12 protein-coding genes are annotated in these 11,621 nt (G+C 68.8%); 3 read left to right on the forward strand and 9 right to left on the reverse strand.

Annotated elements, in window-relative coordinates; translation table 11 throughout:
- Window positions 1-49: 49 nt before the first annotated feature.
- Window positions 50-244: a ferredoxin gene (locus tag EIZ44_RS30790; RefSeq protein ID WP_037818343.1), complete on the forward strand. Its 195-nt coding sequence runs from the start codon at window positions 50-52 to the stop codon at window positions 242-244.
- Between the two features lie 49 nt (window positions 245-293).
- Complete coding sequence (locus tag EIZ44_RS30795) at window positions 294-1,094, forward strand: TetR/AcrR family transcriptional regulator (protein ID WP_134732739.1); 801 nt, start codon at window positions 294-296, stop codon at window positions 1,092-1,094.
- Here EIZ44_RS30795 and EIZ44_RS30800 read toward each other — a convergent pair.
- The 9 genes from EIZ44_RS30800 to EIZ44_RS30840 all read right to left on the reverse strand — a co-directional run bounded on the left by EIZ44_RS30800 (window position 1,060) and on the right by EIZ44_RS30840 (window position 9,559).
- Entirely contained in the window at window positions 1,060-1,812 is a 753-nt protein-coding gene (locus EIZ44_RS30800) for a class I SAM-dependent methyltransferase (protein WP_134732740.1), read from the reverse strand. The two genes, EIZ44_RS30795 and EIZ44_RS30800, sit on opposite strands and share 35 nt — an antisense overlap.
- A 10-nt stretch (window positions 1,813-1,822) precedes the next feature.
- Window positions 1,823-2,284, reverse strand: a complete 462-nt coding sequence (locus EIZ44_RS30805) for a hypothetical protein (protein WP_134732741.1) — start codon at window positions 2,282-2,284, stop codon at window positions 1,823-1,825.
- A 14-nt stretch (window positions 2,285-2,298) separates the two neighbouring features.
- Window positions 2,299-2,799, reverse strand: coding sequence for a MarR family winged helix-turn-helix transcriptional regulator (locus EIZ44_RS30810; RefSeq protein ID WP_134732742.1), 501 nt, complete (start codon window positions 2,797-2,799; stop codon window positions 2,299-2,301).
- 27 nt (window positions 2,800-2,826) lie between these two features.
- The gene (locus EIZ44_RS30815; protein WP_037818347.1) at window positions 2,827-3,030 is read right to left on the reverse strand and encodes a putative acetyltransferase; all 204 of its coding nucleotides are present in this window, start codon (window positions 3,028-3,030) and stop codon (window positions 2,827-2,829) included.
- Complete coding sequence (locus EIZ44_RS30820) at window positions 3,027-3,266, reverse strand: glutaredoxin family protein (protein ID WP_134732743.1); 240 nt, start codon at window positions 3,264-3,266, stop codon at window positions 3,027-3,029. Before EIZ44_RS30820 ends, EIZ44_RS30815 begins: the two co-directional genes overlap by 4 nt.
- Entirely contained in the window at window positions 3,263-5,383 is a 2,121-nt protein-coding gene (locus tag EIZ44_RS30825) for a phage holin family protein (protein WP_037818349.1), read from the reverse strand. Before EIZ44_RS30825 ends, EIZ44_RS30820 begins: the two co-directional genes overlap by 4 nt.
- Window positions 5,380-5,967 (reverse strand): DedA family protein, encoded by a 588-nt coding sequence (locus EIZ44_RS30830; RefSeq protein WP_037818351.1) that lies wholly within the window; start codon window positions 5,965-5,967, stop codon window positions 5,380-5,382. The genes EIZ44_RS30825 and EIZ44_RS30830 overlap by 4 nt, the downstream gene beginning before the upstream one ends.
- Window positions 5,964-6,755, reverse strand: coding sequence for an MBL fold metallo-hydrolase (locus EIZ44_RS30835; RefSeq protein ID WP_134732744.1), 792 nt, complete (start codon window positions 6,753-6,755; stop codon window positions 5,964-5,966). The genes EIZ44_RS30830 and EIZ44_RS30835 overlap by 4 nt, the downstream gene beginning before the upstream one ends.
- Window positions 6,756-7,258: 503 nt before the next feature.
- Window positions 7,259-9,559 carry a terpene synthase family protein gene (locus EIZ44_RS30840; protein WP_205673368.1) on the reverse strand — a complete coding sequence of 767 codons (2,301 nt, stop codon included), beginning with the start codon at window positions 9,557-9,559 and terminating at the stop codon, window positions 7,259-7,261.
- A gap of 407 nt (window positions 9,560-9,966) precedes the next feature.
- Between EIZ44_RS30840 and EIZ44_RS30845 the strand changes: the two genes are divergently transcribed.
- Complete coding sequence (locus EIZ44_RS30845) at window positions 9,967-11,619, forward strand: sialidase family protein (RefSeq protein ID WP_167754330.1); 1,653 nt, start codon at window positions 9,967-9,969, stop codon at window positions 11,617-11,619.
- Window positions 11,620-11,621: the final 2 nt, after the last annotated feature.

Consider the following 11,621-nt stretch of genomic DNA (forward strand, 5'->3'; position numbering starts at 1 on the left):
CAGGAGTGTGCCGGACGGCTCACTCCCAGAACTGATTAGGAGCCGCGAAATGAAGGTGGTCGTGGACCAGTCCCGCTGTGTCGGGGCCGGGCAGTGCGTGCTCGTCGCGCCCGAGGTGTTCGACCAGCGCGACGAGGACGGGATCGTGGTGCTGCTGCAGGAAAACCCGCCCGCGGAACTGCAGGCGCAGGCCAAGGAAGCGGCACAGCTCTGCCCGGCGCTCGCGATCGAGGTGGACGGCTGAGCCAGCGGCCCCGGCGGTCCTTTATCCTGTAAGGGGAAAGGGGTCGCCGGTGGTCGTGTTCGCGGGGCAGGGCGACGCCCGCCGTTCGATGGAGTTGCTGTGGCGCGCGGGCAGCGAACCGCGCAGCGCGCCGGGGCCGAAACCCGCGCTGAGCGTGGACCTCATCGTGAACGCGGCGATCGAGCTCGCCGATGCCGAGGGCATGGCGGCGTTGTCGATGCGCGCGGTCGGGGAGCGGCTCGGGCGCACGGCGATGGCGCTGTACACGTACGTGCCGAGCAAGACCGAGCTGATCGACTTGATGTGCGACCAGGCGTTCGGCGATCTGCGCGACGACCACGAGCTGTCCGGCGGCTGGCGGCCCGCGTTGCTCGAACTGGCCGGCGACCTGTGGGACTTCCATCTGCGTCACCCGTGGCTGCTGCAGGTGTCCTACGCGCGGCCGGTGCTGGGTCCGGGGGAGTTCCGGATGCAGGAAACGGTGCTGCGGGTGCTGTTCGCGACCGGTCTGCCCGCCGGTCAGGTGCGGCGGCTGGTGGGCGCGCTGCTCAACGTCGTGCGCGGCGCGGTGCAGATCGCCGCCGAATCGCGGTTGGCGCTGAAGGAAACCGGACTGTCCGATGAGGACTGGTGGCGTGCGCGGACGTCCGCGCTCGGCGAGCTGGCCCCGGATCTCGCGGAGCGGTACCCGAACGTCGCGCGGCTGGGCGAGGAAGGGGCGCCTCCACCGCCCGCCGGAGTGTCCTATTTGGAGCACGAAGCCCGGTTGAGCTTCGACGCCGGCGTGGCGGTGCTGGCGGACGGGATCGAGGCGGCTATCGCTTGCGCGCCTCGATCAGATACCGAGTAGTCGTCGCGACGAACGGGCCGTTCTGAAGTTCCTCGTGCAGCTCGCGCAGGCGCGGCAGGTATTCGTCCACAGTGAATCCCGGCACCATCCAGATCACCTTGCGCAGGAAGTAAATCACCGCGCCGATGTCGTGGAATTCAGTGCGGAGTTCCTCGAAGCGCAGGTCCACTACCTCGAGCCCGGCCTGCTCCGCTGCGGCTTTGGCGTGGTCTGGATGGCGGCCGTTGCGTACCTCCGGCGGCTGAGGTCCGAGGAAGTACTCGACCAGCTCGAACACGCTCCACGGCCCGACCTGTTGCGACAGATAGCGGCCGCCGGGCTTGAGGACGCGCTTGATCTCGTCCCACCACACCGTGACCGGATGCCTGCTGACGACCATTTCGAATGTGTTGTCCTGAAATGGAAGCGGCGGCTCGTCCGTGTCCGCGACGACGGTCGCGCCGCGGGGTTCCAGCAGCGCGGCCGCCTTCTCGAGATTCGGCGGCCACGATTCGGTGGCGACCGTGAGCGGGGGCAGGACCGGCACGCCGGCCAGCACTTCGCCGCCGCCGGTCTGGATGTCCACAACGGACTGGACGTCCCGCAGTCGTTCGCCGAGCAGCCGCTGATATCCCCAGGACGGCCGCTGCTCGCTGGCCCGGCCGTCGAGCCAGGAGAAATCCCAGCCGTCCACCGACACCGACGCGGCCTCGTCCACCAGTTCGTCGAAGGTGCGCATCCGGTGATCGTCACAAATTCGGCGCGGGCGAGCCACTCGATTTTTGCCGCTGCCCGCTGAAGAACTCCCGCGCGGACGGGGGTGCCCACAGCAGGGCAACGATGACGAACTGCACCGCGCCGACGACCGGGACGACCGCGTGGAACATCGGCGAGGACGACCAGGAGAAGGCGCTGAACATCACGGACAACAGCTGGGAGACCGTCGTGAGACGGCGGGTCCACCGTCGCGCGGTGGCCAGCTTCCAGACCAGCAGCGCGCACAGCACCAGCAGGACGCCGTGGAACACCGCGCCGGAAACCACCGCGACATCGACGGACCGGTCGATCTCCGCCGCGGCGAACTCGGGGTGCTGGGACGCGATCTGCGTGCGCAAGGCGTCCCGGCTCGACCACATCACCACGGGCACCACCAGATGAGTGATCGCCACGACGGCCAGCAGCACCCGCGCCCACTGCACTGGCGTCGGCACTGGTCGCTCCCGGATCACTGCTCCTCCTCGCTTTCCCGCACGTGTCGCGTGCGGCGCCAGCGAGGTCCGGTTCCGGGCGGGCTCGTGACCGTGCCGCCGCGTTCCGCCCACGCCTGGTTGAGCCGGGTGACCAGCTCCAGCGCGGTGGTCACGTCCCGGTCCGGCCAGTCGGCGATGACCTCCGAGAAGACGGCGGCGCCCGCCTCGATCGTGGTGGCGATCTCGGCGCGGCCCTCGTCGGTCTGCCGGACGAGGAACGTGCGGGAATCGCTGGGATCGGGCTCCGCGACGACCTGTCCCGCTCGCTCCAGTGCGGCGAGGTGGCGGCTGGTCGCCGAGGCGGTGAGCCCGAGTTCGGCGGCGATCGCGGCGGGCCGGACGGGTTCCCGGGCGGCGACGGTCCCGAGCACCTGGATCCGGGTCAAGTCCAGGCGCCGGGAGAGCTGGCGGTGGCCCCGGTCGATGAGTTCCATGACCGCGCGGGCCAGGTCCGCAGAGTCGTTTCGTTGCGACACGAAACGACTTTATCAGAAGGCGGAGGTCTACCGCCGCTGCGGAGCCGGCGGCACGGGTTTGGCGGCGACCACCGCGGCCAGCGGAACGACGACCAGGCCGCGTTTGGTCTCGACGGTGCAGGTGTCGGCGTCGCGGGCACGCAACGGACCGAGGGCGTCGGTGAACCCGCCCTCGATCCGGTATCGCACGACAACCCGCGTGCCCAGCGGGAGTTCCGTCAGCGGTGTCACTGCGCGAGGTGCGCGTTCAGCTCGTCGTCGCTCGGCTCCACGAGGTGGCTGCCGTCCGCGAAGACGATGGTCGGGATGCGGCGAGCGCCGTCCTGCAGTTCGCGTACGCGGGCTTCGGCGGCGGGGTCGGCCTCGACGTCCGCGTAGTCGTACTCGACGCCCTTCGCGTCGAGCAGCGCGCGGCTGCGCTTGACGTCCGGGCACCAGCTCGCGCCGTAGACGATCGGGTTGCTCATGACACTACCTCCGAGGGGACGACAGCGGGTTTGTCTTCGGCCGCACCGGGTTCCGGGTGGCCGAGGAAGGTGAGCCAGTCGCGGAACACGCGGTGCACGGCTTCCGCGCCGACGGGTTCGCCGGGTGCCGGGAATTCTCGCGGATGCAGCAGGAAGCCGCGCTGCTGCGGTCCGCCGAGCCCGCCGTGCGAGCCGACGTGCCGTTCGAACGGCGAGGACTGGTCGGAGTCCGCGTCGTACCGGCTGTTGATCATGATGTCCGCGCAATGGGGGAAACTGTCGACGCGCTGGACCAGTTCGGCGGCGTACGGACCGTAGTCGGCCAGTGGGTCTTCGCCGATCACGACCCCGGTGGCCAGCCGCTTCAATCCGTCGCGACCGAGCACCACCGGACCGAATTCGCGGCTGCGGACCAGCAGGAACCCGACGCCGTCGTGGTCGACCAGCGTCGGCAGCAGGTCCGGGTACTCGCGTTCGATCGTCTCCAGTTCGACCCGGCCCTCGTGCTCGGTGAACGACACCATCGCCAGATGCCCGGACACGACCGCGACGACCCCGGGAGCCACCCGCGTGACCTGCCCCGGCGAGCCAGTCGCGGTGCGCGGCCGGTTGTCGGATCCTTCCGCGCCTTCGACCCGGGCCCGCAACCGTCGCGCGATCAGGCCGCCGGTCGCGGTCGCTTCGGCGAGCGCCGCGTTGACCTGCCAGCTTTCCGCCTGCCGCCGCTTTCCTTGCTCGGCAACGGGTTCGCCGCCGCAGAGCCGTCCGACGAGCGCCTCAATGGTTTCGCCGAACCGGTCGACGAACGCCTGACCTTGGGTTTGCCCGTGGTCGGACAGCCCGACGATGTGGTACTTCCGCGGCGAGAGCCGACCGGCCCGCAGCAGCCGCGCGAACTGCTGGTCGATCGACCGCAGCACCTCCAGGGTGTCGAACCGTTCGATGCCGGAGTGGTGCGCGACCTCGTCGTAGCCGAGGAAGTCGGCGTACACCACCGGCCGTCCGGCGAGCATGTCGCCGATGATCGCGGACACCACGACGTCGCGTGCGATCACCGTCGTGCCCGGCCGGGCGAGCGGGTAGACGCCGCCGCGCGGGATCCGCGGCAGCACTCCCGCGCGCCGCTGTTTGGCCGCCGCGGACAGTTCGCGGACGACGTCGGCGAGCGCGACCCCGAAGGTGCGCAACACGTTGACCGGATTGGCGAAGTAGGCACGGTACCCAGCGCCGACCCGGTCCCGGCGATGCTTGCGCGGCGTGAGCACTGGCACCGAACTCATGGTCAGGCTGACGTGCGGAGCGTCGCCGGAGAAGAGGTTGCCGTGGCTCGCGCCGCCGATCGACAGCAGCCCGCGCCCGTCGCTGTGCCGCCGCTCGATCTCCGCCGCGTCGGACGGATGCGCGCACGCCATGACGTGGTCGCGGTCCTTTTCGTACCAGCGGAAACCGAGGATGTCGTGGTTGGAACCGTGCAGGATCCCGCAGACGCTCGCGCCGGTCTGCGAACTCCAGTCGGTGTGCCAGCGGGTGAGCGAATGCGTGCCCTCGGACAGCCACTTGGCGAAGGTCGGCATGTCCCCGTCCCGCACGGCGCGGCGGACGGTGTCGTAACCGAGCCCGTCGATCTGCAGGAAGACCACGCCGGGCGGTTGGTCGGCGAAATCGGTGCGGTGCTTCGCTTTCCGCCGGCGGCGAGCGGCGCGCCGGAAGAAGATTTCGTCCTCGTCGACGGCCAGCACGCTGGAGATCACCGCGCCCACCGCGGACATCGCGACGGTGATGACGACCGCCGTCGAGAACCCGTGCAGCTCAACGCCGGGTACGGCCTGGAGGATCGCCAGTGCCGCGGCGCTGAGCAGGATGTAGGTGCCGACGCCGAGGGTGAAGTACGCGATCGGCCACGCCACCCGCACCACGAGCGGCCACACCACCGAAACGAGCAGACCAAGGATCAGCGCGCACACCGTCGGCTGCCACCACGACTGCATCGTGAAGCCGTCGAGCCACGCGTCGAGCAGCCGCAACGCGCCGGTGACCGCCACCCAGACCAGCAGGACCCGCGCGACGACCCGGCCGCCGCGCAGCAACCGGCCCTTCGCCGGAGCAGGTGTCGTCATCGATGTCCTCCCGTCTGATGGGCCGCCCGTTTCTTGGAGATCAGCGTGGTCAGCACGGTCACCAGCAGCACCAGGACGGTCGCGAGCAGCGTCGCGATCAGCGGCGAGTCGAAGATGCCGCCGCTGAGGATGCCCAGCAGCGAGTACGCCACCGCCCACAGCACGCAGGCCAGCAGGCCGGACGGGAGGAACTTGCGCCAGGGATAGCCGAGCGTGCCCGCGGCGAGCAGCACCGGGATGCGTCCGGCGGGCACCAGGCGGCCGATCACCACGAGTTGCCAGCCGCGTCTGGCGAACTGCTCGCGGCCTTTCGCGAGGCGTTCGGCCTGCTGTCGGCGTTCGACGAAGCGCAGGAGGGGTTCACTGCCGAATCTCGGGACGGCGAAGGTGATCACGTCGCCCAGGTACGCGCCCGCGACCGCCAGCAGGATCACCAGCGGGAGCGAGAGGTGGTCGGTGGTCATCGCGACCGCGGCCGCCGCGCCGACGAGCGCACCGGTCGGGACGATGGGGATCACGGAGCCGAGCAGTACTCCGCCGAACAGCGCCGGGTAGCCGATCGCTGACGGGTCTGTCCAATTCACCCGCGCTCCTCGCGAGTGGGGAGCAGGACGTCCGAGCCGGGGCGGGTGTGCAGGACCTCGGTGTCCAGGCCTAGACAGCGGACGTGATGCGCGAACGTGCGCGGCGGTTCCACGAGGAGCTGGCGCATCTTGGCGGTGCGGTGGATGCCGGGGACGGCGAGCGTGCCCCAGTGGACCGGGACCGCCGTGCGGGCCTGGAGGAGAGCGGCGGCTTCGGCGGCTCGTTCCGGGGTGAGGTGGCCTGGGCCGAGGTTCGGGCCCCAGCCCCAGACGGGGAGGAGGGCTACGTCTACTGGGCCGAGGTCGGCCATGCCGGGGAAGAGGTCGGTGTCGCCTGCGGAGTAGATCCGCTGGTTGTCGGCCTCGAGGAGGTGACCGAGGGCGGGGCTTTGCGGGCCGTGGGTGAGGCGAGGGCCCCAGCGGTGGCCGGAGTGGACCGCTTCGGTGGCGGTGATGTTCATCGGGCCGCTGGTGATGGTTTGGCCTGGGGAGAGTTCTTCCACCTCGGTGAAGCCTCGTTTGGCCAGCCAGGAGCCCGCGCCTCGGGGGACGACGATTCTCGTGTGCTTGCCGAGGAGTTTCAGGGAGGGGAGGTGGAGGTGGTCGCCGTGGAGGTGGGAGATGAGGACGACGTCTACCGCGGTCCAGGCGGAGACGTCGGGTTTGGGGGCTACTCGGGTTAGCGGGCCTACCCAGCGGGTGAGGACTGGGTCGGTGAGGGCGACCTGGCCGGCTAGTTCCACGCGGGTGGACGCGTGGCCTAGGAAGTGGAGGTTCGGGCTGGTCACGGGTTCGAGTATTGCTGGATGTGCGGCTGGATGCTCGGTGGAGTGGTGGGGGGCACCCTTTGGGGCGTTGCGTTTGCTTGGCGGCTCGTCGCCTGGCGGCGACCTCGCTTGGTGGTTGCGTGGGGCACCCCGAAGCTTGATTGTGCTGACGGGCGGTGGGTGCTTGTCAAGGCGGGAAAGATGCCTTGACAAGCACCCACCGCCCGCAGGGAGGCTTCGTATCGGGGTGCGGGGGAGGGGCTGGGTGCCTCGCTCGTTGGGTGCACCGGCTGCGGCGGGGTGCCTTGATCGTTGGGTGCGCCGGGTGCGGTTTGGGTGGGGGTGGGGCTAGCGCCCCAATGTGGCATTGGGTGCGTCAGATGCACCCAATGTGGCGTTCGGTGCGTGGGATGCACCCAATGCCGCATTGGGGCGCATCCCGGCGGGCGCGGTGGGCTGGTCGTGGGTCGTGAGGGGAACCCTCACGGAATCAGAGTTCCTCTGGGTTCCCCTCACGTACCTCGTCAGTGTGGGGTTGGGCTGGATGGGGCGGGGATGTGCAGGGATTTGGTGCCTAGGCCCGTTGCGTTCAGGTGGAAGCGCGGGGTTGCGCCGAGCGGGACGTGGGGGGTGCCGGTGCAGCCTGGGTGTTGCATGGGGTTAGCAGCGGGTGGGGTCGGTTCGGCGGTGAGCTGTGCGGCGCGGACTCGCTCCAGTTCTTCGTCCGTGTACCGGGCGGATTCGTGGTGCCAGTTCGCGATGCCGGTCATCAGGTTTTTCAGCAGGTCCGCGTAAGCGGTGAGCGTGTCTCGTGCTTTTGTGTCCAGGCCGTAGTCGGCGAAGAGGCCTGGCAGGCCTACGTCTGCTGCGTGGCGGAACTCGGCGAGTCTTGCTTCCGCTAGATCAGCGACGATGCGGATGGCTCGGTCCTGCTCGACGTCCAGGAAGGACCGTACTACCAGCACCGCGTTGTGCAGGGTGCCTTCGTACTCGATTTCCTTGCGGTAGGAGAACAAATCGTTGATCAGCCAGGCGTAGTCGGCGGCGGAGTCTTCCAGTGCTTCGATGACTCGGCTCCGGTGGATTTCCTCGGGGACGGTGCGGCTGTTGGTCAGCCTGCTGATACTCGCCACCAGGTCGGAACCGAAGGCGCGGCGGCGCATCTCGACGTAGTCGATGGGGTCGGGGATGCGGTTTTGGGCTTGGGTGGCCGCTTCCCATACCCAGGCGTCGATCATCGACTCGACTGTGGCGCGGAAGGTTTCGCGTTCGGCGGGGCTCAGGGGGCCGGTGGTGCGTTGCCAGAGGTCCGCTAGACCGGTTTCCAGCGCGGTTTGCGGTGAGGGAGGGGGCTCGCCGATGGTGGGCATGAAGAGTTTGAGGCGTTCGGTGGTCAGTCTGGTGGCGGACAGGTCAGACGAGAGGACTTCTGTGTAGTAGTCGTCGGCGTAGGTGCCCCAGGTGAGCCAGTCGTTGGTGAGGGAGACCTGTTCCGGGGGAGCGTCGGGGCAGATGCCTGCGGTGGCCAGTGGCACGTCGGACGCGCGCAGGCGGGCGGTGTCCCAGACTCCCTCGGACAGGAGACCTATGCGGCGTGGCCAATCGGCGATTTTCGTGCGTTCCGCGGAGAGGTGCGGGCTGAGTCGCAGGGGGAAGGGCAGGGGCAGGGCGGGCAGAGGGACTGGGCCTAGTTGTTCGTGAGGGTGGTGGGTGAAAGATCGTGTGCGTTGCGGGGCGGTGGTGGCGACGGAGCGGAAGATGCGGGCGGCGGAGGTGCCCAGTCCGGAAGGGCCGCCTAGCAACTCTGGGCCGCCTCGGGCTTCTAGGGCGCCTTCGTTCATGTAGCGGCTCGAGCGCAGATGCCATTCGTGTCCGCCGGATTGCCAGTCTTGCAGGCCTTTGACGTACGCGAAGGTTTCGGCTCGCCCGGCTGGTTGTACGCCGTGTTCGTCGAAGAGGGCGGGGACTTCGGTGAGGGCGGTGTGCTCGAATTGGTGCAAGCGCGAGGTTAGCAAGTCGTTTACCGCGTCCGCGGCCTCTTGGGTGGTGCAGCCCAGGAACTTTTCGAAGACCAGGACGCTGTTGGAAAGTTCGCCTTCGTCCTCGACTTCGCGCTGGTAGGAGAAGAGGTCGTTGCGGAGGTGGACGGCGTCGGCGAAGCAGTCGCGCAGGACTTCCATCGGGCGTTTCGCCGCGATTTCGTCCGGGACCTCGGCGTTCAGGGAGTGTTCGATCAGGTTCGCCGACCAGGGGGCACCGCCGACTTTGCGGCGCATGGCGACGTATTCGATCGGGTTCGCGACCCGGCTTTCGTTGATGTTGGCCAGTTCCCAGAGAGATTCGTCGAGGAGGTTGCGCGTGCTTTCGCGGAAGCGTCGCCGCCAGGCCGCGGACCGGTGCGGGACAGTGCGGTTCCACAGATCGGTCAGGCCGCGTTCGACGGGGTTTTCCGGGGTATCGGTGATTTCGCCCTCGGCGGGCATGAAACGAGCGATCCGGTCCAGATAACCGCGGGCGTGTTCGATGTCGCCGGTGCGTTTGAACAGTTCCAGGAAATGGTCGTCGAAATAGAATACCCAGACGTACCAGTCCGTGACGAGGTCGAGTTCCTGCGGGGCGGCGTCGGGATGGGTGTAGGAACACAAGAGCGCGTAGTCGTGGGAGTCGAGGTCGTGCTCGTTCCAGATGACGGTGCCGTGCTGGGGCACGTCGATCATGTCCATCGTGTACGCCCATGCCTTGCTGTGCTTCCGCGCGCCGTCCAGGTGCGGGTTCAGCCGGGCCGGGTACGACAGATAGAACTCGGGCAGGACGAACGGCTGCACGCGGGCTCCCCTCGCGGTCGCGGGTACCGACACCACGAGGCAAACAGACCGCACCGGCGCGGCGGAAGGCCCGCCACTCCGGCGAACCGGGCGGTCGCCCGGGCGGCCTAGCGGAGGCCGGCGCGGGATCGCCCCTGTGTGCTGTCGCGTCGCTCGTCGGTGCGGGGCGCGCCGACATCCGGGTAGGGACGCGGTAACCGGTGCGAACGATTGCACGGGCGGCCCGAACAGCTTATTGCAACGTGTGCAAACTGGAGTATTCTCAGTTTTTCACACGATGGCAAAGCGGCCCGGATCCCCGTGGCGGCCCTCTTCGAGACGACTCGGCACGGCGGCGAGAGAAGGCCGCACGCGTGGGCCGTCGTGCCCAGGGGCCGCGGCGCTGTCCCGTCCTAGGAGTGACGCTCATGTCGCCTGGTCCCCTGGCTTCTCGTTCTGGTCCACGACGGCGCGGTGCGCTGGTCGCGGCGGTAGTGCTCGTCGCGGCCGCGCTCCCGCAAGGCGTCGCCGTCGCGGCGACGACGTCTGGCGGAGTGCTTTACCGGCCCAGCACCGCGAGTGGTTCCACCGAAGACGCGAGCTATCCGCGGGTCATCCGTCTCGAACACAACGGCGGCGCCAACGGCACGCTGCTCGCGACGTTCTCTCATTCCGGCACCGGCGTCGGAAAGGCGAACTTCCCGATCTACCGCTCGACCGACAACGGTGTGACGTGGACTTCCTCGCCGATCAGCACGGTCACCGACACCCAGCACGGCTGGGATCTCGACGGCCCGACGCTCTACGAACTGCCGCGCGCCGAAGGGTCGCTGCCGGCTGGCACGCTGCTCGCCGCGGGCACCGCCTGGAACCACGGCGACTACACGCAGCAGGCGGTGGAGGTGTTCGCGTCCACCGATCAGGGAGCGAGCTGGACCTACCGCAGTTCGTGCGCGGCCGAGTCCGGCATGGCCAACACGATCGGGCACGGCATCTGGGAGCCGGAGTTCGAGACCACCAGCCACGGTCTCGTCTGCTACTTCTCCGACGAACGCCCGTCCTCGAACGGGTACGCCCAGGTGCTCGCGCACACCGTCTCCGCCGACGGCGGCCTGACCTGGGGGAGCGAGGTCTACGACGTCGCGGTGCAAAACGGTGTCGACCGGCCGGGGATGGCCACCGTCGTCCCGCTGCCCAACGGCTCCTACGCGATGACCTACGAGGACTGCAAAGCCGGCGCCGACCCGGATCAGGCCTGCGACGTCTACATCAAGACCTCGGCGGACGCCGAATCGTGGAACCCCGGCAGCCTCGGCACCCGGATCGAAACCGCTGACCACCGCTTCCTGCTGCACACGCCGTATCTGACGTGGTCGCCCGCCGGCGGCGCGAACGGGACCCTCGTCGCGTCCGGACAGCGGGTCGTCGCGGGCACCGACGGATCGCTGGCCGTGCAGCCGGAAGACGGGCACGTGCTGTTCGTGAACCGGAACCTCGGATCCGGTGCCTGGCAGGAGATCACCACGCCGGTGACCACCGCTCCGACCGGCGGCTACGACGCGGGCGAGACAGCGTGCGCCGGGTACAGCTCCCCGTTGCTCGGCGCGTCGTCCGGCAACACCTTCCTGATGCTCGCGGGCACACACCTGTCCACCGGCAAATGCGAAACCGCCTTCGGCACGGCGACGCTGCCGAACGCGCAGGGCCAGATCACCGGCCCCGCGGGCAAATGCGTTGACGTGAACACCAACACGTCCGTCAACGGCAACGCGGTGCAGCTCTACACCTGCGGCATCGCGACCGGTCAGCAGTGGTCTCTGGAAACCGACGGCACGATCCGCGCCTTCGACAAATGCCTCAACATCGTCGGCGGCAGCACTGCCAACTTCGCCAAGGTAGAGCTGCGCGACTGCCTTGGCACGCCTGCACAGCAGTGGCAGGCACGGGCCGACGGATCGATCTACAACCCGCCATCGGGCCGCTGCCTGGACGATCCGCAGGCCCAGACGGCGGACGGCACGCAGCTGCAGATCTATGACTGCAATGGGCTGTTCACTCAGTCCTGGCACGTTCCTGCTTGAGC

This window comes from Amycolatopsis nivea (assembly GCF_004522235.1).
GTDB classification, from domain to species: Bacteria; Actinomycetota; Actinomycetes; order Mycobacteriales; family Pseudonocardiaceae; genus Amycolatopsis; species Amycolatopsis nivea.

Bases quoted from the DNA above. Each gene is read 5' to 3' on its own strand.
- EIZ44_RS30790 (WP_037818343.1), top strand. From the start codon at position 50: ATGAAGGTGGTCGTGGACCAGTCCCGCTGTGTCGGGGCCGGGCAGTGC.
- EIZ44_RS30800 (WP_134732740.1), bottom strand. From the start codon at position 1,812: ATGCGCACCTTCGACGAACTGGTGGACGAGGCCGCGTCGGTGTCGGTG.
- EIZ44_RS30820 (WP_134732743.1), bottom strand. From the start codon at position 3,266: ATGAGCAACCCGATCGTCTACGGCGCGAGCTGGTGCCCGGACGTCAAG.
- EIZ44_RS30825 (WP_037818349.1), bottom strand. From the start codon at position 5,383: ATGACGACACCTGCTCCGGCGAAGGGCCGGTTGCTGCGCGGCGGCCGG.
- EIZ44_RS30845 (WP_167754330.1), top strand. From the start codon at position 9,967: ATGTCGCCTGGTCCCCTGGCTTCTCGTTCTGGTCCACGACGGCGCGGT.